This window comes from Vibrio sp. J1-1, from assembly GCF_021728395.1.
In the GTDB taxonomy this organism is placed as follows: domain Bacteria; phylum Pseudomonadota; class Gammaproteobacteria; order Enterobacterales; family Vibrionaceae; genus Vibrio.
Genome location: NZ_JAKKCM010000022.1, coordinates 1 through 26,555 on the forward strand (window position 1 = coordinate 1; position 26,555 = coordinate 26,555).

21 protein-coding genes and 1 pseudogene are annotated in these 26,555 nt (G+C 45.7%); 6 read left to right on the top strand and 16 right to left on the bottom strand.

Annotated features, from left to right (window positions below):
* Window positions 1-682: 682 nt before the first annotated feature.
* Together cadC and zntR are read right to left on the bottom strand one after the other, a co-directional pair.
* Window positions 683-2,185, bottom strand: a complete 1,503-nt coding sequence (gene cadC / locus L3V31_RS20935) for a lysine decarboxylation/transport transcriptional activator CadC (protein ID WP_237319012.1) — start codon at window positions 2,183-2,185, stop codon at window positions 683-685.
* 154 nt (window positions 2,186-2,339) lie between these two features.
* On the bottom strand, window positions 2,340-2,738 hold the full coding sequence (zntR, locus tag L3V31_RS20940) for a Zn(2+)-responsive transcriptional regulator (RefSeq protein ID WP_014233270.1): 399 nt from the start codon (window positions 2,736-2,738) through the stop codon (window positions 2,340-2,342).
* Window positions 2,739-3,004: 266 nt separating this feature from the next.
* Here zntR and purH point away from each other — a divergent pair, with 266 nt between their 5' ends.
* Window positions 3,005-4,597 (top strand): bifunctional phosphoribosylaminoimidazolecarboxamide formyltransferase/IMP cyclohydrolase, encoded by a 1,593-nt coding sequence (purH, locus tag L3V31_RS20945; protein ID WP_237319014.1) that lies wholly within the window; start codon window positions 3,005-3,007, stop codon window positions 4,595-4,597.
* 218 nt (window positions 4,598-4,815) lie between these two features.
* Window positions 4,816-6,105: a phosphoribosylamine--glycine ligase gene (gene purD, locus L3V31_RS20950; protein ID WP_237319016.1), complete on the top strand. Its 1,290-nt coding sequence runs from the start codon at window positions 4,816-4,818 to the stop codon at window positions 6,103-6,105.
* Between the two features lie 71 nt (window positions 6,106-6,176).
* Here the strand turns inward: purD and L3V31_RS20955 are convergent, their stop codons facing one another.
* Together L3V31_RS20955 and hupA are read right to left on the bottom strand one after the other, a co-directional pair.
* Window positions 6,177-6,875 carry a DUF1481 domain-containing protein gene (locus L3V31_RS20955; protein ID WP_237319018.1) on the bottom strand — a complete coding sequence of 233 codons (699 nt, stop codon included), beginning with the start codon at window positions 6,873-6,875 and terminating at the stop codon, window positions 6,177-6,179.
* Between the two features lie 39 nt (window positions 6,876-6,914).
* The gene (hupA, locus tag L3V31_RS20960; protein WP_005433627.1) at window positions 6,915-7,187 is read right to left on the bottom strand and encodes a nucleoid-associated protein HU-alpha; all 273 of its coding nucleotides are present in this window, start codon (window positions 7,185-7,187) and stop codon (window positions 6,915-6,917) included.
* Window positions 7,188-7,440: 253 nt separating this feature from the next.
* On the opposite strand from hupA, the gene L3V31_RS20965 reads away from it, so the two are divergent.
* Entirely contained in the window at window positions 7,441-8,574 is a 1,134-nt protein-coding gene (locus L3V31_RS20965) for a hemolysin family protein (protein WP_237319019.1), read from the top strand.
* A 66-nt stretch (window positions 8,575-8,640) separates the two neighbouring features.
* On the opposite strand, the gene L3V31_RS20970 is transcribed toward L3V31_RS20965, so the two are convergent.
* On the bottom strand, window positions 8,641-9,228 hold the full coding sequence (locus L3V31_RS20970) for a DUF416 family protein (protein WP_237319021.1): 588 nt from the start codon (window positions 9,226-9,228) through the stop codon (window positions 8,641-8,643).
* Between the two features lie 66 nt (window positions 9,229-9,294).
* On the opposite strand from L3V31_RS20970, the gene L3V31_RS20975 reads away from it, so the two are divergent.
* Window positions 9,295-10,218, top strand: a complete 924-nt coding sequence (locus tag L3V31_RS20975) for a D-2-hydroxyacid dehydrogenase (protein WP_237319023.1) — start codon at window positions 9,295-9,297, stop codon at window positions 10,216-10,218.
* 7 nt (window positions 10,219-10,225) lie between these two features.
* On the top strand, window positions 10,226-10,798 hold the full coding sequence (locus L3V31_RS20980; protein WP_237319025.1) for a uracil-DNA glycosylase family protein: 573 nt from the start codon (window positions 10,226-10,228) through the stop codon (window positions 10,796-10,798).
* Window positions 10,799-11,109: 311 nt separating this feature from the next.
* Here the strand turns inward: L3V31_RS20980 and hemE are convergent, their stop codons facing one another.
* A complete protein-coding gene (gene hemE, locus L3V31_RS20985; RefSeq protein ID WP_237319027.1) occupies window positions 11,110-12,177 on the bottom strand; it encodes a uroporphyrinogen decarboxylase in 1,068 nt (355 codons plus the stop codon).
* Between the two features lie 251 nt (window positions 12,178-12,428).
* Entirely contained in the window at window positions 12,429-13,223 is a 795-nt protein-coding gene (gene nudC / locus L3V31_RS20990) for an NAD(+) diphosphatase (protein ID WP_237319028.1), read from the bottom strand.
* Window positions 13,224-13,401: 178 nt separating this feature from the next.
* On the opposite strand from nudC, the gene rsd reads away from it, so the two are divergent.
* Entirely contained in the window at window positions 13,402-13,893 is a 492-nt protein-coding gene (gene rsd / locus L3V31_RS20995; RefSeq protein ID WP_237319031.1) for a sigma D regulator, read from the top strand.
* A gap of 152 nt (window positions 13,894-14,045) precedes the next feature.
* Here the strand turns inward: rsd and rpoC are convergent, their stop codons facing one another.
* The 9 genes and pseudogenes from rpoC to tuf all read right to left on the bottom strand — a co-directional run.
* Window positions 14,046-18,248, bottom strand: a complete 4,203-nt coding sequence (rpoC, locus tag L3V31_RS21000) for a DNA-directed RNA polymerase subunit beta' (protein ID WP_237319032.1) — start codon at window positions 18,246-18,248, stop codon at window positions 14,046-14,048.
* A gap of 90 nt (window positions 18,249-18,338) precedes the next feature.
* On the bottom strand, window positions 18,339-22,367 hold the full coding sequence (gene rpoB / locus L3V31_RS21005; protein WP_237319033.1) for a DNA-directed RNA polymerase subunit beta: 4,029 nt from the start codon (window positions 22,365-22,367) through the stop codon (window positions 18,339-18,341).
* Between the two features lie 251 nt (window positions 22,368-22,618).
* Window positions 22,619-22,987: a 50S ribosomal protein L7/L12 gene (rplL, locus tag L3V31_RS21010; RefSeq protein WP_237319034.1), complete on the bottom strand. Its 369-nt coding sequence runs from the start codon at window positions 22,985-22,987 to the stop codon at window positions 22,619-22,621.
* Window positions 22,988-23,044: 57 nt separating this feature from the next.
* Complete coding sequence (rplJ, locus tag L3V31_RS21015) at window positions 23,045-23,539, bottom strand: 50S ribosomal protein L10 (protein WP_237319036.1); 495 nt, start codon at window positions 23,537-23,539, stop codon at window positions 23,045-23,047.
* A 317-nt stretch (window positions 23,540-23,856) separates the two neighbouring features.
* Entirely contained in the window at window positions 23,857-24,558 is a 702-nt protein-coding gene (rplA, locus tag L3V31_RS21020) for a 50S ribosomal protein L1 (RefSeq protein WP_237319038.1), read from the bottom strand.
* A 4-nt stretch (window positions 24,559-24,562) separates the two neighbouring features.
* The gene (rplK, locus tag L3V31_RS21025) at window positions 24,563-24,991 is read right to left on the bottom strand and encodes a 50S ribosomal protein L11 (RefSeq protein ID WP_008078231.1); all 429 of its coding nucleotides are present in this window, start codon (window positions 24,989-24,991) and stop codon (window positions 24,563-24,565) included.
* A 165-nt stretch (window positions 24,992-25,156) separates the two neighbouring features.
* Window positions 25,157-25,705, bottom strand: a complete 549-nt coding sequence (nusG, locus tag L3V31_RS21030; RefSeq protein ID WP_237319042.1) for a transcription termination/antitermination protein NusG — start codon at window positions 25,703-25,705, stop codon at window positions 25,157-25,159.
* Window positions 25,706-25,718: 13 nt separating this feature from the next.
* On the bottom strand, window positions 25,719-26,099 hold the full coding sequence (gene secE / locus L3V31_RS21035) for a preprotein translocase subunit SecE (RefSeq protein WP_176293749.1): 381 nt from the start codon (window positions 26,097-26,099) through the stop codon (window positions 25,719-25,721).
* A gap of 268 nt (window positions 26,100-26,367) precedes the next feature.
* A pseudogene (gene tuf / locus L3V31_RS21040) lies at window positions 26,368-26,555 on the bottom strand (elongation factor Tu); the annotation flags it as partial.

Genomic DNA, 26,555 nt, shown 5'->3' on the forward strand with positions numbered 1-26,555 from the left:
TCGAAAGTAAGAAGTAATTTTAAAGCTATTATCGTTCCAACAGAACGATAATGAATTGACTGTGCCAAATAACCGAGGTTATTTGTATTGGTCACTCAGTTCATTGAAACCTAATTTGATACCGAGGTATCTAATTGGATTATCATCAACGAGTGCCCACACAGATTGATAGGTTCTTATTTTTAAAGAGCTTTTCTAACTTACCCAGCAACTCAGTTGCTCGTCGTTAGGGGTGCGTATCTTACTCCGCACCGTGAGAGAGTCAAGCATTTTTTCAAATTTCTTTTTTCTCTCATTTCCGACTCGCTGTGTGACTTTCGTCTCACTCCGTGTCGGTGGATGCGCAGTATAGGGAGTTAAGAAATTAGCACAAGCGTTTTTTGCAAAAAAAACCTCAACCGAACAAACAACAAACACTTTGCGCAAATAAAGAACGATTCGGCCTGTTTTTCTTGGATAAATCGGATCTTTTCTGCTGATCGAGGTCATCCCTTCTTAGAAAAAGCGCCAACTTTTTCCTTTTCACTTATGCCTCTATCACCGATTTTTCGATATCACCGTAAACTTTTGCCATTTAGTGTTAATCAGGATGACTACAAGGCATACCTTCTGTAGAAATTAGGGATACAAAAAAGCCCCTCACTAATAGTGACGGGCCTATATAGTTAACAGCATTCATTTATTAAATATTACTCACTGTGAGTAAATTGACTTGATGCTGGGTGTCATCCACCTTCACGTCACTTTTAAACACTAGCGACTTACACAATACGTGCGTCTTTAATGATCTATCTATATAGAGGGCTTGGCGATAGAACGTGCCCGCTGACTCTATATCTTCCTCCAACTCCGCATGTTTACCTCGAATAACATTGGAAAGCACTGAATCACGCAACTTAAGAGCTTGGGCTAAATATTGCTTTGCCTTCGCTAAATCACCGACGACTGTTTTATGTAGAGCGAGCGCTTCATAAATGCGAGGCTGAATTTGACCGATAGCCATTTTTGCCCCTACTTCCAATGCCTCGTAGAGTGCTTGCGGTTGTCTTTTTCTCTGAGCTTGTTCAGGGTGCAGTGCTTTTTGTACATGGTACGCAATCAGCAACTCAGCTTGAACATAAGCATTGTGTGGCTCAATGTCTAAAACGTTTTCCATGAGTTCAATGCCATGCTGATACTGATTTTCATCTGAAATATTTAAATAATGATGCGCTTGAATAAACAGTTTTAGTGCCTTGGGAGTGATTGGAAGTCCAGCCACCAGCATCGTTGATTTCAGTTTGGCATCGGGCACATTCAGTATCGTCATCATACCCAGCGACGCTTGCTGTAAAACCGTCTTTAAATCACGGTCCGCCAAGGTATATAAACGACGAAATAGCGCTTTATCCGAGAAACTGGTCCGATACTCGATTTCTAATAAGCGGGCTACATCACTTTGCCTTATCTTTACCACCACAGATTTGCCCGCTTCCGCACGGCTATTAAATGACGCTCTCTTCTGCATTACTCGATAGTCACTAACCTGAGCCACATCCGACATTAACTTTTTCGTGATACCGTCAGCTAAGTCATCGCCAATACCTGTATGACTGGCGTTGTTGTGGAGAGTGAATTCAATCAGATATATATCGTTGTTTGGCCTATTACTTACTTCCGGTTGCTTGTAGGTAAACGTAACTATCATCGCCACCACAATACCAAGCAAAGTAAAGCTAAATAATCCCTTACTCCAATAGCGCCCTTGATGCTTTAGCTTAAACTTCCCACCAGAAGCATCTGAGTAAAAGCGAGCTGCTTCTCCAGTTAGAGAAGGCATATTTTGACTGTCACTAGAACTAACGCGCATAAACTCTTTTGGCGTTAAGCGTGTGACTTCAGCGACGAGTTTATACCCTCGCTTGGGCACTGTGATGACATAGCTGGGGTTCTCTTCACGACTATCACGCAATAACTTACGCAGCTCAGAGATAGACTGAGTCACCACTTGGTCGGTGACAGCCGCCCGATCCCAAACCGACTGTATTAACTCTTTGCGTGTGAAAACTTGGTTCGCGTTCTTAGCAAAGAAATATAGAAGGTTACTTAATCGTGGTTCGACGGAGGTTTCCCTACCTTTTCGGTAAAGCTTATTTTCACCAACGTCCATCACCCAATCGTTGATTTGAAAATAGACTCCAACCATGTAATTACACTCTCACATCTACCAGGTAAAGCAGCAGAAATGACAGGACACCATCTCTTACCGTAAATAAAGAGGAGGGATTATAGGGTGGAGAGCAGCTGGTTCCTAGTAAACCATCCCATTCAGATACAATCTGGGGCAGGAAAAAGTCTCGCTACTCCAGAGCAGCTAAGATAGAGCAGTGACTCGCATCGTCATCCACATGGCCGCAGCAGGCATCATTAATCTTTTTAAGCGCTCGGCGAATTTTAGTCAGTTCATTAATTTTTTCATCCACCAGCTCTAACTTAGCCGTAGTAATCGCTTTAACCTCGGCGCAGCTGTGCTCTGTCGCTTCTAGTTTTATTTCCAGAAGATCTCTAATCTCACCCAAACTTAAACCAAGCTCTTTGGCTTTGAGGATAAATCGAACCTGCTTTTGATTCTCTTCATTATAGAGTCGATAGCCTGATTCACTTCGTCCCGCAGGCTTAATTAGCCCATTCTTTTCGTAGAATCGTAATGTATCGGCGGTCACACCACAGCGTTTCGCCAGTTCACCTATCTGAAACATAACTGTCCTTATTAACTATCTCGTTACTTTTAAAGCTAAAGATCGACTTTTTTGCAATTATTTTTGAGATGCCAAACGATTGCGCGAGCTTTTTTGTAATAAATTGGTTAGAATACGCGCCATCAAATAGTGGAGACTGTTTTCTGACTGGAAAACGCCTGAAAAGGTCTTTACCAAAACTGGCCAATATTTTACCCCCAAGAGGTAAAAACAAGTTCATTTTTGGCAAACATCTTTAACTCCGTGAATTTGAGGAAAATGGAAGCATGAACAACGCTCGTCCTATTCGCCGCGCGCTAATCAGCGTATCAGACAAAACAGGTATTGTTGAGTTTGCACAAGCTCTTGCTGAGCGTGGTGTCGATATCCTATCTACTGGTGGTACAGCTCGTCTACTTGCTGAGCAAGGTATCGCAGTAACTGAAGTCTCTGACTACACTGGTTTCCCAGAAATGATGGACGGTCGCGTTAAGACGCTTCACCCGAAAGTTCACGGTGGTGTACTAGGCCGCCGCGGGCAAGACGATGAAGTGATGGAAAAACACGGCATCAATCCAATCGACATGGTTGTTGTTAACCTATACCCATTCGCAGAAACTGTTGCTAAAGACGGCTGTACTCTAGAAGACGCTGTAGAGAACATCGATATCGGTGGCCCTACAATGGTTCGCTCCGCAGCGAAAAACCACAAAGACGTGACTATCGTTGTAAACGCTTCAGACTACGACCGCGTCGTCGCTGAAATGGATGCAAACGACAAGTCTCTGACTCTGGAAACTCGCTTCGACCTTGCTATTGCCGCATTCGAACATACTGCTTCTTACGACGGCATGATCGCGAACTACTTCGGCACTATGGTTCCATCTTACGGTGAGAACAAAGAAGGTGATGAAGAGTCGAAATTCCCACGCACTTTCAACCAGCAGTTCGAGAAGAAACAAGATATGCGCTACGGTGAGAACAGCCACCAAGCAGCTGCATTCTATGTTGAAGCGAATCCGGAAGAAGCATCTGTATCTACTGCTCGTCAAATCCAAGGTAAAGCACTTTCTTACAACAACATCGCTGACACTGATGCAGCGCTTGAATGTGTGAAAGAGTTCGACGAGCCAGCATGTGTGATCGTGAAACACGCAAACCCATGTGGTGTAGCACTAGGTAAAGACATCCTAGAAGCGTACAACCGCGCTTACCAAACGGATCCAACATCAGCATTCGGCGGCATCATCGCATTCAACAAAGAGCTAGACGCAGAAACTGCTACAGCAATTGTTGAACGTCAATTTGTTGAAGTCATTATCGCACCTTCAGTATCAGCGGAAGCTATCGAAGTGGTTGCAGCGAAGAAAAACGTTCGCCTGCTTGAGTGCGGTGAGTGGACAACCAAGACAACTGGCTTTGATGTTAAACGCGTTAACGGCGGCCTACTGGTTCAAGACCGTGACCAAGGCATGGTAAGCCTGGACGACCTTAAAGTAGTGTCTAAGCGTCAGCCAACAGAAGAAGAGCTAAAAGACGCGCTATTCTGCTGGAAAGTAGCGAAATTCGTGAAATCAAACGCGATCGTTTACGCAAAAGGTGACATGACTATCGGCGTGGGCGCTGGCCAAATGAGCCGTGTTTACTCTGCAAAAATCGCGGGTATTAAAGCAGCCGATGAAGGTCTGGAAGTCGCTGGTAGCGTAATGGCATCAGACGCATTCTTCCCATTCCGTGATGGTATTGATGCGGCAGCAGAAGCGGGCATCAAGTGTGTGATTCAGCCAGGTGGCTCTATGCGCGATGACGAAGTTATTGCAGCAGCAGATGAGCACGGTATGGCGATGATCTTCACAGGCATGCGTCACTTCCGTCACTAATCAGAACATGGCTCTAGGGATGACCTAGGGCCATTTTGATCCGTTTAATTCTTCATTAGTGTTGTCGCTTTTGCTTATCAACATTAATTAAAAAATTTTAATTTTAGAGCAAAGTCAGATTGCCTAGTTCAAGGAAAACACGCTGATCTTATGGCTATAAGTGAGCATGGTTGACTCTGAAATCGGCAATATGACGAAGCTATCAAAGGTAAAATACAATGAATGTATTGATTATCGGCGCAGGCGGTCGTGAACACGCACTAGGTTGGAAAGCCGCTCAAAACCCAAATGTTGAAACGGTATTCGTTGCTCCTGGTAACGCTGGTACTGCTCTTGAGCCTAAATTGAAGAACGTCAACATCGGCGTAGAAGACACGGCAGCGCTGGTTGCATTTGCACAAGAACATGCGATTGAACTAACTATCGTTGGCCCTGAAGCACCACTTGTGATTGGTGTCGTTGATGCGTTTAATGAAGCTGGCCTGCCAATTTTCGGCCCAACTCAGGCTGCTGCTCAGCTTGAAGGCTCAAAAGCGTTCACGAAAGACTTTCTTGCACGCCATGAAATCCCAACAGGCTCTTACGCTAACTTCACAGAGATTGAGCCTGCATTGGCTTACGTTCGTGAGCAAGGCGCACCAATCGTTGTGAAAGCTGACGGCCTTGCTGCAGGTAAAGGCGTTATCGTTGCAATGACGCTAGAGGAAGCGGAAGACGCAATCAAGGACATGCTTGCTGGTAACGCTTTCGGTGATGCTGGTAGCCGTGTTGTTATTGAAGAATTCCTGGATGGCGAAGAAGCAAGCTTCATCGTGATGGTTGATGGTGAGAATGTCCTACCAATGGCCACCAGCCAAGACCACAAACGCGTAGGCGACAAAGATACGGGTCCTAACACAGGTGGTATGGGAGCTTACTCTCCAGCGCCAGTGGTTACACCAGAAATCCACAATCGCATCATGGACGAAGTCATTTATCCAACCGTTCGCGGCATGGCAGCAGAAGGTAACCCATACACAGGTTTCCTATACGCAGGCCTAATGATCGACAAAGACGGCACACCAAAAGTGATCGAATATAACTGTCGATTCGGCGATCCAGAAACTCAACCAATCATGATGCGCATGCAGTCAGATTTGGTTGAACTTTGTCTAGCAGCTGTCGACAAGAAGCTGGATCAAGTGGAATCTAAATGGGATCCGCGCGCGTCGATCGGTATTGTTCTTGCTGCAGGTGGTTACCCAGCGGCATACAACAAAGGCGATGTGATTTCAGGCTTGCCTCAGACCGAAGTTGAAGGCGAGAAAGTCTTCCATGCTGGTACAGAGAACAAAGACGGCGATGTCGTGACAAACGGAGGTCGCGTACTGTGTGCAACAGCACTTGGCCATAGCGTTTCAGAAGCTCAGCAACGCGCGTATGAGCTAGCGAAACAGATCAGCTGGGATGGTATGTTCCATCGCAATGATATTGGCTACCGCGCTATCGCACGCGAGCAATCAAAATAAAAACAACATCAGTTGGCTATAAATAATAAGGCGCTTAATGCGCCTTTTTTCATTATTCAAAGCAAGAGCGGTTATTCAGCGATGAATTTAGGTCTCTGAACGCAGTCAAACTCATCATCTTTGAGTAAAAGCAATTCATCAACGGTCACTTTATTGCGGGACTCTTTGCCAATGAAGGCAATGTAACTATCAACGGATGCCAATCGGTCAATGACAAATTTCGGCAACGTCTGGTTAAACTCTAAAGCCGCAAACTCTTTACCGTCGCAAACTTCCAAGGATTCACCATCCCAGTAACCTTGAATCAAGCTCTGACCGTTGCGAGAGCGCTCTTTGACAGAGACAACAACATCGTTGGCTTCAGACTTAAAACGCTCTAGCTGGTCACGCTGTAAAGGCAGAACTTTGTTATTAACTCGATATTGCTGATAAACCGCTTCACCATCTTTATTGAATCGGATGTGGACTTGAAAAGGTACCATACCCTGCTTGGCATCAATCTGGTCACCCTTTCGAGTCAACTCCCGTAATTCACCGTCATCCCAACGATAATCACTTTGGTACCAACCATAGTCACCCGCTGTTACATAATCAGCTGCGGTACTGACACGGGTAAGTCGTTCCGTCATCCAATACAAACTGCTTGCATCTCCCTCAGCTTTACCGCCAGTGAAATGAGTAAATTGTTCTAGATTGGAGGTTTCAACAGATGAACAGCCAACAAGAGAAAGGCTAGCAAGGAGAAATGAAGTGAAGAGCTGTTTTTTCATAAAATTGCACCGAGGCAGGATACCTCGGTGCATTCTAACTTAGTTTACTGATTCTTTCAGTGCTTTACCTGCTACGAATGCAGGAACGTTAGCCGCTGCGATTTGAATCTCATCGCCAGTCTTAGGGTTGCGACCAGTACGTGCAGCACGGTGGTTTACTTTGAATGTACCAAAACCAATTAGTTGAACTTGGTCACCCTCTTTAAGTGCGCCAGTTACACCTTCAAGAGTCGCTTCAAGAGCAGCCTTTGCTTGTGCTTTTGATAGGTCTGCTTTTTCTGCGATAAAGTCGATTAATTGGGTCTTGTTCATTAGGTTTCCCTTCTTATAGGTTATCGAATTCGTCTCACTCTAAAACATAAATGCCCCATCTGGCAAAGGTTTGTAGGTGAACTTTCGATTTTATGACGTACTTTTAGCCATAATATGAGTAATAACTCACAATTTGTTACCACATAGCGTCCGAATACCCTTGCTTTCCAGCGTATTTGGCGCAATTTATATCGCATATGAGCGGCTATAATAGCTGCAAACAACGACTATCTAACCACTTTCAAGGGCAACTATGCTGCTGTTATCCATTTATATCTCTATTGCTATCGGCATTTCATTTATCTGTTCGGTACTGGAGGCAGTATTACTGAGTATCAGTCCAAGCTACATCGCACAGCTCAATCAACAGGGGCACCCTGCGGCTGGGCAGCTTTCTAAACTTAAATCAGACATCGACCGTCCATTAGCTTCGATTCTGACGCTTAACACCATCGCACATACCATTGGTGCGGCAACCGCAGGTGCGCAGGCCGCGGTCGTTTTCGGTAGTGAAGCGCTTGGTATTTTCTCTGCGGTACTGACCTTGGCCATTTTAGTTCTGTCTGAAATCGTCCCTAAGACCATTGGTGCCACTTACTGGCGTCAGCTCGCTCCTACCGCTGCGGTCTCTTTACGCTGGATGGTATGGGCTTTGACACCATTCGTTTGGTTCTCTGAGCAAATTACCAAACGCCTATCTCGCGATCACGTAGCGCCGAAGATGCGTGATGAGCTATCAGCGATGGCGATTCTTGCTCGTGAAAGCGGCGAGTTTGCAGAAGGCGAATCTAAAATTCTGAGTAACCTATTGGGTATTCAAGATGTCCCCGTCACTCAGGTTATGACGCCTCGACCGGTAGTATTCCGCGTCAACGCAACCAAATCCATTGATCAGTTTTTAGAGAAGCACAAAGACACGCCTTTCTCTCGTCCGTTGATTTATAGCGAACAGAAAGACAACATCATCGGCTTTGTGCACCGTTTGGAGCTGTTTAAACTACAACAATCTGGTTGCGGCCAGAAACAACTTGGAGCGGTGATGCGTCCAATTCAGGTGGTACTGAATAATACAGCGCTTCCTAAAGTATTTGATCAGATGATGACTCACCGCCTGCAGTTAGCACTCGTCGTTGATGAATACGGAACTGTGCAAGGCTTGGTGACACTGGAAGACATCTTTGAACACCTAGTCGGTGAAGAGATCATCGACGAAGCAGACAAGAGCACAGACATGCAAGAGCTGGCTTATCAACGCTGGGAAAGCTGGAAAGAGAAGCACGGTGTAATAGAAAGCCGTGATGACGATGAAGAAGGTACGGCACTGGATACTCAGGAAACCAAGGCTGAATCCACTGAGACAGTGAAACCAGATTCCAAAGAATCTTAATCTCTATCAGAATACACACAGTAAAAAGGCATCCAGTTGGATGCCTTTTTTAATTTCGTGGAAGGGTTATAGCGCAACACCAATATTGCTTACACCCTCTTCTCGTAGCTCTTCACGCAGATCTTTAATCAAACCAATATCGCGCTCTGTTGACTCGCGTAGTGGGCGGAAAATAGCCCACTGAACATCCCACTCTTCACACACAGCTTGGTTTTCTTTTTGATTGTCATTCGTGATTGGCTCGCTTCCTTGGGCTTGCTCAAGATCCGCAACAGTTTGTACCGACTGTTGGCTCACTTTAATCATTGATTCAAAAAGGTAGTCGCGATCCAACAAACCATGCAGCAGTGTAGCCAGCGCCTGACACGCATCCATTGCTGGGTATACACCATAAAAATCAAACTCATCGGCACTTGGAAATAACTCTTCTAGCTTTTCTAACTGACGCTCAAAGTTCACTTTCGCGCTCTTAACTGTCAGAATTTCCCATACACTATCAAGAATCGCTCGGTAAGCGCGTGGTTCCGCAAATTCTGTATTCTCGCAAAACATCGCGTAGTTTGGATACATGCGCTCGCACAGACACGCCATAAAGGTAATTTGTTGCCAAGGTTCTAGTTTTTCCAAACGAACCTGAAGAGGATTCTTAAGCATAGTCACTCAATCATTGAAGAAAAAAACAGCGAAAGTGTACTTGATTCATCACAGGGAAAAAAGTTAATGCCGCAACCAAATAAGATTTTCCTGCTCTCAGAGCATCAAAGCACCTACCAAACATTATTGACAGAGAAAAACCTGCCTGATCTTAGCTTCACGGACAGCCCGAATGACGCTCAGATTGTTTTGGCTGATCCTCCACTTCTATCACAAAGATTAGACGAGTTTTCACAACTTGACTGGGTGCAATCCACGTTTGCAGGAGTAAACACCTTGATGTCCTCTAGCTTACGTCAGGATTATACTCTCACGAATGTCCGAGGCATCTTTGGTCCACTCATTGCCGAATATGTGATTGGTTACTGTATCACCCACTATCGTCACTTTAGCCTTTACCACCAGCAGCAACAGAATCGACAGTGGCAACCACACTTCTACACTTCTCTGCAAAATAAAAAGATGATCATCCTCGGCACTGGCAGCATAGGTAGTTACTTAGCCAAAACGGTTCGAGCCATGGGAATAAAGACCATCGGTGTTAATCGCACCGGTATTCCAACATCAGGAGGAGAGTTTGACCAAACTTATCATATCAACGAACTTACGAGCGCCCTTAAGCAAGCAGATATCGTCGTCAACACCTTGCCAAGCACACCAGAGACCCTCTACCTGCTTAATGGTGAAACGCTCAGTCATCTAAGCCAGGCTATACTGATTAATGTAGGACGCGGGAACGTATTAGAGGACAAGGGACTCCTGCTTGCCATTAAAAGCCGCTGGGTAGAACACGCGATTCTGGATGTTTTTGAGCAAGAGCCGCTTCCCAAGGAACATCCTTTCTGGAGATTACCGCAAATTACGCTCACACCGCACATTGCAGCTCTCAGCTTCCCTGATCAAGTGGCGGAGATATTTGCTGAGAATTACCTAAATTGGCGCGATGGGTTCCCACTTAACTACCAGGTCGATTTCGATAAAGGGTACTAAACCGCTCATGTCACTAGATGCACTACTGAAGCAAGTTAGAGCCTGTCAGCTTTGCGCCAGCGATTTACCGTTAGGCGCAAACCCTGTCGTACAAGCAGCGAAAGAAGCCCGATTACTCATTATTGGTCAGGCTCCCGGTACTCGGGTCCACAAAACATCTATCCCCTGGAATGACCCGAGTGGTGATAGGCTACGTCAGTGGCTGGATATAGATAAAGATGCCTTCTACGATCCGACCAAAGTTGCCATTATTCCGATGGGTTTTTGTTATCCCGGTAAAGGGCGCTCCGGAGACCTACCTCCCCGTAAGGAATGTGCGCCAGCCTGGCATCAAAAGCTGCTGCAACAACTACCAAATATCGAACTCACATTACTCATTGGTCAATACTCGCAGCAATACTACCTGCCCAATAAACCCAAAACACTGACCGAAACCGTTCAACATTGGCAGGACTGGGAACCGGACGTTATCCCTCTTCCCCATCCCTCACCACGCAATACTTTATGGCTAAAAAAGAATCCATGGTTTGCAATCGATGTTGTTCCTTACCTACGAAGTCGCATTCATTCGATGCTTTAGGTCACCCATGATCTAAATACTTTCGTACCTGTACGCAGTAATAAGACACCCACAACCAAAAACCATAAGATCCTGTTTTTAAAGAATAAAACAATCATTGCACAGCTTAATGACTAATTTAGATCATGGTAGGACAAATACTATAAGAGCTGTACATATCCTCAAATGACTTCAAGATTCAGAACGTTGCCGCGCCTGTGCAGCAATCCATTCTCGCTGAACCTAGCATCTCGAGGTTATTTGGGTATAAATAAATTTCAGACAAAAAAATACCGGCAACAATGCCGGTATTGAATATCTAAAAATCGAGATTATTTATGATATGGCTTTGATAGCTCGTGCACCGCGTCCACAAATACGCCTGCGTTTTCTGGCGGAACATCCAGATGAATGCCGTGACCAAGGTTGAATACATGACCAGTACCCATATCGCCGAAGCCTTCTAGGATGTCAGCAACTTCTTCACGGATACGCTCAGGTGATGCGTAAAGCATGGATGGGTCCATATTGCCTTGCAATGCGACTTTGTCACCGATGCGTGCTTTCGCGTCTGCGATGTTAATCGTCCAGTCCAGGCCAACTGCATCACAGCCTGTTGCTGCGATTTGCTCTAGCCACATGCCACCATTCTTAGTGAATAGCGTTACTGGTACGCGACGACCATCGTTCTCACGAATCAGGCCATCAACGATTTTATGCATGTATTGCAGTGAGAATAGGTTGTAGTCACGAGGAGTCAGTACACCACCCCATGTATCAAATACCATTACCGACTGCGCACCCGCTTTAATTTGTGCATTCAGGTACTCAATGACGCTATCTGCAAGCTTATCAAGCAATAGATGCAGTGTTTGCGGCTCCGCGTACATCATCTTCTTGATCTTAGTGAACGCTTTTGAGCTACTCCCCTCAACCATGTAAGTTGCGAGTGTCCATGGGCTGCCAGAGAAACCAATCAGAGGCACTTCACCCTTGAGGTCTTTACGGATCTGACGCACTGCGTTCATTACGTATTGCAGCTCACCTTCTGGATCTGGAAGGCCAATTTTTTCCACATCCGCTTTGCAAGTAATTGGGTTGTCAAACACAGGACCTTCACCCGCAGCAAAACGCAGACCCAGTCCCATTGCATCAGGGATAGTCAGGATGTCAGAGAACAAGATTGCAGCATCAAGAGGAAAACGGCGTAGAGGTTGGAGTGTCACTTCAGAGGCCAGTTCTGCATTTCGGCACAAAGACATGAAATCGCCCGCTTGCGCACGCGTTGCTTTGTATTCTGGTAGGTAACGACCTGCCTGACGCATCATCCATACTGGCGTGTAATCTACAGGCTCTTTCAGTAGAGCACGTAGATAACGATCATTTTTTAATTCAGTCATTCCGTAATTCCAATTGTTAGGCTTTCTTTGAAAGGGGGTATTCTATCACTGATTTAAGGCCAATAGCTGTGTGCTTTGCAACCTGGATCAAGTTATTAACTTTTAAATCAATGCTTAATTTGCACCCAATCCGTATCAGTGTTAAAAATTTGTTCGCTAGCGAAAACTACAATTATAAACTGAGTACCCAGTACTCGGCATCTCATAACGACATCTTACTTACCCCCTCCCTCTCGGAGGGTTTTTTTTGTCTATTTATCCAAGTGGCTAGCTTTAATATCTTGTAGAGTTTGCTCTATTAGCGCTCGAGCAATCGTGCCTTTTGGGGCAACAGGAGGCATTTCGTCAGCATTGAACCACTGAGCATCTGACAGTTCAGTATAATCAGGGCTTAACTCTCCAGACTCATAGTCGGCTAAGAATGCCATCATCATGCTTGATGGGAAAGCCCACGGCTGGCTACCAAAATACCGAATATTTTTTACGTATACTCCAGTTTCTTCGTGTATTTCACGCGCGACACACTCTTCTAATGTCTCTCCGACCTCCAGAAAGCCTGCTATCACGGTATACATACCGTTTCGATGTCGTGGGTGCTGGGCCAATAGAATGTGCTTATCTTTACGCACAGCGACAATAATGCATGGGAAGATGCGTGGATAGTGTAGCGTTCGGCACTCGCCACATTGCATGGCTAGCTGATTATTATTGATGAAGTTACGACCACCACATTGAGGACAAAAACGTAAACTTTGCGTCATGTGTCCATACTGAATTGCTTTACTGAGCAGCAAAAAGAGCGCTTCAGGGAAATGCAAACAATCTCGTAATGAAGTCATCGGTAAGTCTTGCTCGAGATCAGCTAGGTTTACCCACATAACCGGATGCTGTTGATACTCACCAATTTTTCTTGCACTCGCCTCCGGCAATGCGAACTGTACCGCTGAACCAAAAGGAACAGCACTATCCACCAGCCAAATTTCACTTCCTGAAACAACACACCAATGCGCTTTTTCTACGCGGTTAACATCACCTTTTCTTATCATGATTCCCTCCCTTTGCTTGAAGTTCAACCATTTTACTGGCAATCTAATTTCATACTAGAGTTTATCGTTAAGGATTTTTGAAACTATAAATTTTAGTAAGGACAAGAGTTTGTAATAACTTTACTAACTTTGCTATGCAAAGGATACGTTCGCCATCGGGCGATCAGATCATGAGGGCATGGTCATGCTAAAAAAATTCAAAAAAACACAAGACCAGTGGGGTGGCTCAAGTGATGTCATTGATCACTGGTTAGATACGAGACAATCGCTGATCGTTGAATACTGTAAGCTTGCAGCGCTGCAACCTTGTTCGAAAACTAATGTGATTGAACTCCCTACCCCTTCCGAGTTGCAAAACTTCTGCCAACATCTGGTCGACTATATCTCAGAAGGCCATTTCAAAATTTACGATATGGTAATGGATCGCTGGAAATCGACAGGCTTTATCGTGACAGATGAAATCAATCAGACTTACGGAAAAATAGTCATTACTACGGAACCATTGCTGAACTTTAACGATAAATACTCTGAAGTAACAGAAGACGACGAGTTACCAAACTTTAACTCAGACATGTCTCTAGTTGGAGAAATTCTTGAGACTCGTTTCGAAGTAGAGGATCAATTGATTCAACAGATCTCTGATAGTTTAGCGATGCCACCAGGGGCTTAAACGATATCTGACTAACTTATGGTAGTTAACGAAATGAAGGGTTGATGTAAAAGCATCAACCCTTTTTGGTTTAGATATTAACTTTAGTTTAGATATTAAAAAAGGCACCCGAGGGTGCCTTTTTTCACTCTTAACGATGACTCGTCAGAGGCTTATTCTTCAGAAGAGAAGCCAGCGTTTAGAAGTGCTGCCAGGTTATCCGTTGCTTGTTCAGCAGACGGGCCTTCTTGCGCTTCAGTACGTCTAGCTTGACGCTCTTGGTGGTATGCGAAACCAGTACCAGCTGGGATCAGACGACCAACAATTACGTTCTCTTTCAGACCACGTAGGTCATCACGCTTACCAGAAACCGCAGCTTCTGTTAGTACGCGAGTTGTCTCCTGGAACGATGCCGCAGAGATGAACGACTCAGTTGCTAGAGACGCTTTGGTAATACCTAGAAGTTCACGTTCGAAACGCGCAGGCTCTTTGCCTTCAGCTTCTAGATTACGGTTAGCAATCTTAACTTGTGAGTACTCAACTTGCTCACCAGGTAGGAACTCAGAATCACCAGCAAATGTGATAGTACACTTACGTAGCATTTGACGAACGATAGTCTCAATGTGCTTATCGTTAATCTTAACGCCTTGTAGACGGTAAACTTCTTGTACTTCGTTAGCGATGTACTGAGTTACCGCGTGTACGCCACGTAGACGTAGGATGTCATGTGGAGACTCTGGGCCATCAGCGATAACATCACCACGTTCAACCTTCTCACCTTCGAACACGTTAAGCTGACGATGCTTAGGAATCATCTCTTCGTAAGCTTCACCGCTATCGCGAGTGATCACTAGACGACGCTTACCTTTGGTCTCTTTACCGAAGCTAACCGTACCTGTGTGTTCAGCAAGGATCGCAGGCTCTTTAGGCTTACGTGCTTCGAACAGGTCAGCAACTCGTGGAAGACCACCGGTGATATCTTTGTTACCGCCAGATTTCTGAGGAATACGTGCAAGTGTTGCACCTACGCCTACTGCTGCGCCATCTTCGATGTTCACAATCGCTTTACCAGGCAGGAAGTAGTGAGCTGGCATATCTGTACCAGGGATCATTACATCGTTACCTTGCTCATCAACAAGTTTGATAGCTGGACGCATATCTTTACCTGCAGATGGACGAGCGGCTGCGTCAGTTACTTCGCTTGAAGATAGACCTGTTAGGTCATCTGTTTGGCGAGAAACTGTAACACCGTCGATCATGTCTACGAACTGGATACGACCCGCTACTTCAGTGATGATTGGTAGTGTGTGCGCTTCCCAGTTAGCTACAGTTTCACCAGCTTGAACTGTGTCACCGTCGCCTTTGCTTAGTAGTGTACCGTAAGGCAGTTTGTGCTTCTCTTTAGTACGGCCAAACTCATCGATGATGGTTAGTTCAGTCGCACGAGAAGTGATAACGATCTTACCGTCATCAGCTACTACTGACTTAGCGTTATGTAGCTTGATAGAACCGTTGTTCTTCACTTGAACGCTGTTTTCTGCTGCTGCTGTCGATGCCGCACCACCGATGTGGAACGTACGCATCGTAAGCTGTGTACCCGGCTCACCGATAGACTGAGCAGCGATAACACCAACTGCTTCACCTTGGTTTACTAGGTGACCACGTGCAAGGTCACGACCGTAACACTGTGCACAACAACCGAAGTCAGAATCACAAGTAACAACAGAACGTACACGCATACTGTCTACTGAGTTCTCTTCCATGATTTGACACCACTTCTCATCGATCAGGGTGTTACGTGGAATAAGAACTTCTTCAGTACCAGGCTTTAGAACGTCTTCAGCAACGACACGACCAAGCGCTAGCTCAGACAGTGCAACTTTAACATCACCACCCTCGATATGAGGCATCATGTCAACACCCTCATGAGTGCCACAGTCATGTTCAGTTACAACAACGTCTTGAGCAACGTCTACTAGACGACGAGTTAGGTAACCCGAGTTCGCTGTTTTCAGTGCCGTATCCGCAAGACCCTTACGAGCACCGTGCGTTGAGATAAAGTACTGAAGTACGTTTAGACCTTCTTTAAAGTTCGCTGTGATCGGCGTTTCGATGATTGAGCCATCTGGACGCGCCATCAGACCACGCATACCAGCAAGCTGACGAATCTGTGCTGCAGAACCACGAGCACCCGAGTCCGCCATCATGTAGATGCTGTTAAACGACTCTTGTTGTTCCTCTTCACCGTCACGGTTAACTACCGTTTCAGATGACAGGTTCTCCATCATTGCTTTCGCAACGCGGTCGTTGGTCGATGCCCAGATATCGATCACTTTGTTGTATCGTTCGCCCGCAGTAACAAGACCAGACTGGTACTGTTCCTGGATTTCACGTACTTCTTCTTCCGCTTCTGCGATTTCAGTGTACTTAGCTGCAGGAACAACCATATCGTCGATACCAACCGATACACCAGATAGTGCTGCGTAAGCAAAACCTGCGTACATGATTTGGTCAGCGAAGATAACCGTGTCTTTCAGACCTAGCTTACGGTAAGCCTCGTTAAGTAGGTTAGAGATTTGCTTCTTACCTAACTTTTGGTTAACGATGCTGTACGGTAGACCAGATGGCACGATTTGCCAAAGCATTGCACGACCGACAGTAGTATCTACCATCTTAGTTTCTGTCGTGCTGTTGCCGTCTTCGTCTACAACCGTTTCTGTAATACGTACTTTAACGCGTGCGTGAAGTTCAGCTTGCTTGGTGCGGTATGCTTTCTCAGCCTCTGCAGGGCCAGAAAGGTACATGCCTTCACCTTTAACGTTGATCTTTTCACGAGTCATGTAGTACAGACCCAATACAACGTCCTGAGAAGGTACGATGATCGGATCACCTGACGCTGGCGACAGAATGTTGTTTGTCGACATCATCAGAGTACGAGCTTCAAGCTGCGCCTCTAGAGTTAGAGGTACGTGAACTGCCATTTGGTCACCATCGAAGTCCGCGTTGTACGCCGCACAAACAAGTGGGTGTAGCTGGATCGCTTTACCTTCGATTAGTACTGGTTCGAACGCCTGGATACCTAGACGGTGAAGTGTAGGTGCACGGTTCAATAGTACTGGGTGTTCACGGATTACTTCGTCTAGGATATCCCAAACAACCGCTTCTTCACGCTCTACCATTTTCTTAGCAGCTTTGATTGTAGTCGCAAGACCACGAGTCTCTAGCTTGCTGTAGATGAATGGTTTGAATAGCTCAAGTGCCATCTTCTTAGGAAGACCACACTGGTGTAGACGAAGGTATGGACCTACTGTGATTACAGAACGGCCAGAGTAGTCTACACGTTTACCTAGAAGGTTCTGACGGAAACGACCTTGTTTACCCTTGATCATATCAGCAAGAGATTTCAGAGGACGCTTATTCGAACCTGTGATCGCACGACCACGACGACCGTTATCTAGTAGCGCATCAACAGACTCTTGCAGCATACGTTTTTCGTTACGTACGATGATGTCCGGAGCCGCTAGCTCTAGAAGGCGCTTCAAACGGTTGTTACGGTTGATCACACGACGGTATAGATCGTTTAGATCAGAAGTCGCAAAGCGACCGCCATCTAGTGGTACTAGAGGACGTAGATCTGGCGGAAGTACTGGAAGTACAGTCAGGATCATCCACTCTGGGTTGTTACCAGATGAGATAAACGCTTCTACCAGCTTAAGACGCTTAGTGACTTTCTTACGCTTAGTTTCAGAGTTTGTTGTCTCTAGCTCTTCGCGCATTTGTTCCGCTTCTGCGTGCATATCCATAGAACCCAGTAGGTCCTTGATAGCTTCTGCACCCATCTTAGCAGTGAACTCGTCGCCCCACTCTTCTAGACGGTCTAGATACTCTTCTTCAGTAAGCATCTGACTCTTTTCTAGATCAGTCATACCCGGTTCAGTTACTACGTACATTTCGAAGTAAAGAACACGTTCGATATCACGTAGAGGGATATCCATTAGTAGACCGATACGAGACGGTAGCGATTTTAGGAACCAGATGTGAGCTACTGGTGAAGCAAGCTCGATGTGGCCCATACGGTCACGACGAACTTTAGTTTGTGTAACTTCTACACCACACTTCTCACAGATAACACCACGGTGCTTCAAGCGCTTGTATTTACCACAAAGACATTCGTAGTCTTTAACTGGACCAAAGATACGCGCACAGAACAAACCATCGCGTTCAGGCTTGAACGTACGATAGTTGATCGTTTCAGGTTTTTTAACTTCACCGAAAGACCATGAACGGATCATGTCTGGTGAAGATAGACCGATTTTGATTGCATCAAATTCTTCGGTCTTATGCTGTGCTTTTAGAAAGTTTAATAAGTCTTTCACAATCAGCTCCTGTAAGGAGTTAAAAGGAGCTCACCTATAACAGTGAGCACCTTTCTACCGATAATCAGCTTTCTCAATTAGGGAAAGAGATTACTCTTCGTCTTCTAGCTCGATGTTGATACCTAGCGAGCGGATCTCTTTCAACAATACGTTGAACGATTCTGGCATACCAGGTTCCATGCTATGGCTTCCGTCTACGATGTTCTTGTACATCTTAGTACGGCCGTTAACGTCATCCGACTTAACAGTTAGCATTTCTTGTAGCGTGTAAGCAGCACCGTATGCTTCTAGTGCCCATACTTCCATCTCACCGAAACGCTGACCACCGAACTGAGCTTTACCACCAAGTGGTTGCTGAGTTACTAGGCTGTACGAACCAGTTGAACGAGCGTGCATCTTGTCATCAACAAGGTGGTTTAGTTTCAGCATGTACATGTAACCAACAGTTACAGGACGCTCAAACGCATCACCTGTGCGACCATCAAACAGCGTTAGCTGACCAGATTCTGGTAGGTCTGCTAGTTTTAGAAGCTCTTTGATTAGAGGCTCAGAAGCACCGTCAAATACTGGTGTCGCGATTGGTAGACCACCACGCAGGTTCTTGATCAGTGTACGTACTTCATCATCAGACAGAGAAGCAACGTCTACTTTCTGGCGAGTTTCACCTAGATCGTAAACTTTTTGTAGGAATTCGCGGAATTTCGCTAGTTCTTGCTGCTCTTTCACCATCTGGTTGATCTTGTCACCGATACCTTTCGCTGCCAGACCTAAGTGAACTTCTAGGATCTGACCGATGTTCATACGCGAAGGTACACCCAGTGGGTTAAGTACGATGTCTACAGGCTGACCTTTTTCATCGTATGGCATGTCTTCAACAGGGTTGATCTTAGAGATTACACCCTTGTTACCGTGACGACCCGCCATCTTATCACCAGGCTGGATGCGACGTTTAACCGCTAGGTAAACCTTAACGATCTTCAGTACGCCCGGCGCTAGATCATCACCTTGAGTGATCTTGCGACGCTTAGTTTCGAACTTCTTATCGAAGTCAGCTTTTAGCTCGTCCCACTGCTCAGCAAGTTGCTCTAGCTGAGTTTGTAGTGCGTCATCTTCAAGCGTTAGCTCTAGCCACTTCTTACGTTCAGTAGACTCTAGTTTCGCTTCAGAGTAACCGCCTTCAATCAGAACAGCTTTAACACGGTTTAGAAGCCCACCCTCAAGAATCTGGAATTCTTCAGTTAGGTCTTTCTTCGCTTCTTTAAGCTGCATCTGCTCGATTTCAAGCGCACGCTTGTCTTTCTCTACGCCATCGCGAGTGAAGACTTGAACGTCGATGATCGTACCTGATACAGAGTTTGGTACACGTAGTGAAGTATCTTTAACATCAGATGCTTTTTCACCGAAGATCGCACGTAGTAGCTTCTCTTCAGGAGTTAGCTGAGTTTCACCTTTAGGTGTTACTTTACCAACTAGGATGTCGCCACCCTTAACTTCAGCACCAATGTAAACGATACCTGACTCGTCTAGTTTAGACAGAGCAGACTCACCTACGTTTGGAATATCCGCTGTGATCTCTTCAGAACCCAGCTTAGTATCACGTGCCACACAAGTCAGTTCTTGAATGTGGATTGTCGTGAATCGGTCTTCTTGAACTACGCGCTCTGATACTAAGATCGAGTCTTCGAAGTTGTAACCGTTCCAAGGCATGAACGCGATACGCATGTTTTGACCAAGCGCTAGCTCACCAAGGTCTGTTGAAGGACCATCAGCAAGTACGTCGCCACGTGCTACAAGCTCACCTGGCATTACACATGGGCGTTGGTTGATACATGTGTTCTGGTTAGAACGCGTGTATTTAGTCAGGTTGTAGATGTCGATACCTGCTTCGCCAGGTACTAGTTCTTCTTCGTTTACTTTAACAACAATACGAGAAGCATCTACTGACTGGATTACACCACCACGTTTCGCAACTGCAGTTACACCTGAGTCAACGGCTACGTTACGTTCAATACCAGTACCAACAAGCGGTTTGTCAGCTTTCAGTGTTGGAACTGCCTGACGTTGCATGTTCGCACCCATCAATGCACGGTTCGCATCATCGTGTTCTAGGAACGGGATAAGCGATGCAGCGATAGATACAACCTGGTTTGTCGCAACGTCCATGTACTGAGCGTGCTCACGAGGGTGTAGGCCAGATTCACCTTTCTGACGAGCTGTGATCAGCTCATCTGCAAAAGTACTGTCTTCAGTCAACGCAGCGTTAGCCTGTGCGATAACGAATTGACCTTCTTCGATTGCAGATAGGTAATCTACTTCGTCTGTAACCACGCCATCTACTACGCGACGGTATGGAGTCTCTAGGAAACCGTACTCGTTACAACGCGCAAACGCAGATAGAGAGTTGATCAGACCGATGTTTGGACCTTCAGGCGTTTCGATAGGACATAGACGACCGTAGTGAGTTACGTGTACGTCACGTACTTCGAAGCCAGCACGTTCACGAGTCAGACCGCCAGGACCCAATGCAGAAATACGACGCTTGTGCGTGACTTCTGATAGTGGGTTGTTTTGGTCCATGAACTGAGAAAGCTGTGAAGAGCCAAAGAATTCTTTAACCGCAGCAGAGATCGGCTTAGCGTTGATTAGGTCTTGAGGCATGATTGCATCAAGGTCACCAAGGCTTAGACGCTCTTTAACAGCACGTTCAACACGTACTAGACCTACGCGGAATTGGTTTTCTGCCATTTCGCCAACGCTGCGGATACGACGGTTACCCAGGTGGTCGATATCGTCCACTTCACCGATGCCGTTACGGATAGCGATAAGCTTCTTCATCACTTCGACGATATCAGTTTCGTCAAGTGTGCCTTGCTCTTGAGCATCTTCACGACCGATAGAGCTGTTGAACTTCATACGACCAACAGTCGATAGATCGTAACGCTCTTCAGAGAAGAATAGGCTTTCGAATAGTGCTTCTGCAGCTTCTTTTGTTGGCGGCTCACCAGGGCGCATCATGCGGTAGATTTCTACCAGTGCAGAAATACGATCAACCGTGCTGTCGATACGTAGCGTTTCTGACATGAACGGACCGTGGTCTAGATCGTTCGTAAACAGAACTTCTAGCGCTTTGTGGCCAGCCTGAGATAGGTTCGCTAGTGCTTCCAAGCTGATTTCCTGGTTAGCAGTAACAATGATCTCGCCTGTTGCTTCGTTGATGTAGTCTTTCGATGCAACTTTACCAACGATGTACTCAACTGGTACTTCGATGTGATCAACGCCATCTTTCTCTAGTTGGCGGATATGACGAGCCGTTACGCGACGACCTTGCTCAACGTAAACTTTGCCATCTGCTTCGATGTCGAATGACGCAGTTTCACCACGTAGACGATCTGGAACCAACTCCATCAGTAGAGTTTGGTCTTTCACTTCGAAGTTCACTTTCTCGAAGAAGATATCTAGGATTTCTTCAGACGATTTACCTAGTGCACGAAGGATGATCGATGCTGGTAGCTTACGACGGCGGTCGATACGTACGTACAGGTTATCCTTAGGATCAAACTCGAAATCAAGCCATGAACCACGGTAAGGAATAACACGTGCGTTGTATAGAACTTTACCTGATGAGTGGGTCTTACCCTTATCGCTGTCGAAGAACACGCCTGGGCTTCGGTGCAGCTGGGATACGATAACCCTCTCGGTACCGTTGATCACGAAGGTACCATTGTCTGTCATGAGTGGGATTTCACCCATGTAGACTTCTTGTTCTTTAATGTCTTTTACAGTACCTGCTGGCGCGTCTTTATCAAAGATAACTAGGCGTAGTTTTACACGTAGTGGCTTTGAGTAAGTTACACCGCGGATTTGACATTCTTTAACGTCAAAAACTGGCTCACCAAGACGGTAGCTAACGTATTGCAGCTCAGAATTGCCGTTGTAGCTCTGAATTGGAAATACAGAACGGAAAGCGGCTTCAAGACCGTATTGACCTTCAGGATCCTGTTCGATAAATTTGTCGAACGAATCGAGCTGGATCGATAGCAGGTATGGAATGTCCAAAACTTGTGGACGAGTACCAAAGTCCTTACGGATGCGCTTTTTCTCGGTATAAGAGTAAACCATGGGGTTCCTCAGCTCGCTGATAAGTGACCCAAACTGTCCGCCCGCTCCTAGTTACTTAAGGGGGGTAAGGGACAGTGACTAAATAGCTGTTTACTGTAGTGACATTTCATTTCGATAGAATGAAATGTTTTTTGCATGGGTATGAGGTGCTTAAACAGCGGGAAAATTCACCTATACCCTACAGCGCAAAAAGGCCGGTGGTTAAAAAACCACCAGCCAGTTAGCCGTTAGGCTAAGAAACTATGCAATAATTACTTAACAGCAACAGTTGCACCAGCTTCTTCTAGCTGAGCTTTAAGAGCTTCAGCTTCTGCTTTCTCAATACCTTCTTTAAGAGGTGCTGGAGCGCCGTCTACAAGAGCTTTAGCTTCTTTAAGACCTAGGCCAGTTGCGCCACGTACAGCTTTGATTACAGCAACTTTGTTACCGCCAGCAGCTTCTAGGATTACGTCGAATTCAGTTTGCTCAGCAGCAGCTTCGCCTGCAGCAGCGCCGCCAGCTACAACAGCAGCAGCAGCAGAAACACCGAATTTCTCTTCCATTGCTTCGATTAGTTCAACAACTTGCATTACAGACATTTCTGCAACTGCGTCTAGGATTTGCTCGTTAGTAATAGACATAACAATTCTCTTTTAAGTCAACAATAAGTTTATTAAGCAACCAGTAAAAAGCAAGGCTTATGCCGCTGCTTCTTCTTTTTGATCGCGGATAGCAGCGAAGGTACGTACCAGCTTGCCAGCAGAAGCTTCTTTCATGCACATCATTAGGCGTGCGATTGCTTCGTCGTAAGTTGGTAGTGTCGCTAGTACTTCAGCGTCAGTTAGCGCGCCTTCAAATGCAGCAGCTTTGATCTCGAAGTCTTTGTTCTCTTTAGCGAAGTCTTTGAAAAGACGCGCTGCAGCACCTGGGTGCTCATTAGAGAACGCGATTAGAGTAGGACCAGTAAATGTCTCAACTAGACACTCGTAGTCTGTACCCTGAACCGCACGACGTGCTAGAGTGTTACGCACGACTTTCATGTAAACACCAGCTTCACGAGCTTGTTTACGTAGAGAAGTCATTGCGCCCACTTCAACGCCACGAGAATCAGCTACAACTGCAGAAAGTGCACCACTGGCAGCTTCGTTGACTTCAGCAACAATTGCTTTTTTGTCTTGAAGGTTTAAAGCCATCTTGGATTTACTCCTGGTTGTCGTTACACCACTCACTATTATCACAACAGTGAGAGCTATTTAGGTGCATTCCCAGAAGAAAGTTAACTATTAAATATAGAGCTTTCTGTCAGTTCGGGCACCATCTACGTAGGGTGATTAAGTTTGCTAAATAACAAACACCTACGGTCTTGGACGGAGACTGGGTCTTAATTCAATTCGAACTAGGAGACAGTTCAAAGAACCAAAGTTCAGCCCCAACCACAAATATTAGGCGCAAAATCATACATGCATTTCACGCCTAAGTAAAGATTAGTGTGCAGTAATTAATTACTTAATTACGCAACTGTGTTCAGGCTAGCCTGATCAACAGCAACACCAGCACCCATAGTAGTAGAGATGCTTACTTTCTTCAGGAAAGTACCTTTCGCTGAAGATGGTTTAGCTTTCTTAAGAGCAACTAGAAGTGCTTCTAGGTTCTCTTTGATCTGCTCTGCAGAGAAGTTAGCTTTACCGATAGTAGTGTGGATGATGCCGTTTTTGTCGTTACGGTAACGAACCTGACCAGCTTTAGCGTTCTTAACAGCTTCAGCAACGTTAGGAGTTACAGTACCAACTTTAGGGTTTGGCATTAGACCGCGAGGACCTAGGATAGTACCTAGTTGACCTACAACGCGCATTGCATCTGGAGAAGCAACAACTACGTCAAAGTTCATTTCGCCTTTCTTCACTTGCTCAGCAAGATCTTCCATACCAACGATGTCTGCGCCAGCTTCTTTAGCTGCTTCAGCGTTTGCACCTTGAGTGAACACTGCAACGCGGATTTCGCGGCCAGTACCGTGAGGTAGTACAGTTGCACCACGTACGTTCTGGTCAGATTTACGAGCATCGATGCCAAGGTTAACAGCAACGTCTACAGACTCAACAAATTTAGCAGTCGCTAGTTCTTGAAGAAGAGCAACAGCTTCGTTGATTTCGTATTCTTTAGTTACGTCAACTTTTTCGCGGATTACGCGCATGCGCTTAGTTAGTTTTGCCATGATCTTAACCCTCTACCACTAGGCCCATTGAACGAGCAGTACCAGCGATTGAGCGTTTCATCGCTTCGATGTCAGCACCAGTCATATCAGCAGCTTTAGTTTCTGCGATTTCTTGGATTTGAGCGTCAGTTACAGTACCCACTTTTTCAGTGTTTGGACGACCTGAACCAGACTTAACGCCAGCAGCTTTCTTAAGTAGAACAGCAGCAGGTGGAGTCTTAGTTACGAACGTGAAAGAACGGTCGTTGTAAACAGTGATAACTACTGGAGTAGGTAGACCTTTCTCGATAGATTCTGTTTTCGCGTTGAACGCTTTACAGAATTCCATGATGTTAACACCGTGTTGACCTAGTGCAGGACCTACTGGTGGACTAGGGTTAGCCATACCAGCAGCAACTTGTAGCTTGATGTAAGCTTCAACTTTCTTAGCCATGATAATTCCTAAGTTTGGGTACAGACGCTAATCACGGATCAGCTCCCCGTTTGTGTAAGAAACTTTTTACTTCACTAGAAGTAAAAAGGCGCGAAATTATAGTAATAATTCGCGCCTTATACAACCCTAAAAAGGTGATTTTTTATACTCTTTAATTTAAGAGTCTTAGTCTAGTTTTTCAACCTGACCAAATTCAAGCTCAACTGGTGTTGCACGACCAAAGATCGATACAGACACTTTCAGGCGGCTCTTCTCGTAATCCACTTCTTCAACAGTACCGTTAAAGTCAGCAAATGGACCGTCATTAACACGTACCACTTCACCCGCTTCGTACATTGTACGTGGGCGAGGTGCTTCGCTCGCTTTCTCAAGACGGTTAAGAATCGCATCAGCTTCTTTGTCTGTGATAGGTGCAGGACGGTCCGAGGTACCACCAATGAAGCCCATGACACGCGGCACACTGCGTACAAGGTGCCATGATTCATCGTTCATAATCATCTGAACAAGGACGTAACCTGGGAAGAACTTACGCTCTGATTTGCGGCGCTGACCCGCGCGCATTTCTACTACTTCTTCAGTAGGAACCAGTACTTCACCGAATAGCTCTTCCATACCGTGCATTTTGATATGCTCGCGCAGAGATTGAGCCACACGACCTTCAAATCCAGAGAAGGCTTGAACCACATACCAGCGTTTTTTTGGAGCTTCACTCATGAATTAAAACCCTCTATACCCCAGTTGCTAGAGCTACTAGACGAACCATAATTCCGTCAATACCCCATAGCACTAGAGCCATTACAATACTTACAGCTAAAACGATCAGTGTTGTTTGCATGGTTTCTTGGCGTGTAGGCCAAACAACTTTACGTACTTCCATACGCGATTCTTTTGCAAAACTGATCGCTGCGTTACCTTTAGTCGTTGTTGCTGCAACGCCTAGAGCAGCTGCAATAAGAACAACAACGCCTGCAGCGCGAATCACTACAGACATTTCACCATACAGGTAATTACCCACAACAGCGGCAGCTGCCAATACGAAAGCGACGATCCACTTAAACGTATCTGCTGCATTTGAGCTATCAGGAGTTTCAGCATTATTTGCTTTCATAAAACCAACCTGTTTCAAGTCTTAATATAGACGACGACAGCCCCGCTGTTGCAGGGCAAACTCCATATCGCTGAAAAAATCAGCGTACTCTTAATAAGATTAAGCCCGTTTGCTTAATCTTGCTCCGCACTCAAGCAACTTCTGAACAAGAAAACAGCAAAAATTATGTTGAGTGCAGAAAAAGGGCATCAAATGATGCCCTTTTTGCTACTGGTTCGTCAAATCTAATTCAAGATTTTCCGATAGCATCCGTCTAATTCGCTATGAATTAGTCGAAGATCTTAGCAACAACACCAGCACCTACTGTACGGCCACCTTCACGGATCGCGAAACGTAGACCTTCGTCCATTGCGATTGGTGCGATTAGCTCAACAGTCATCTGTACGTTGTCGCCTGGCATTACCATTTCTACGCCTTCTGGTAGCGTGATGTCACCAGTTACGTCAGTTGTACGGA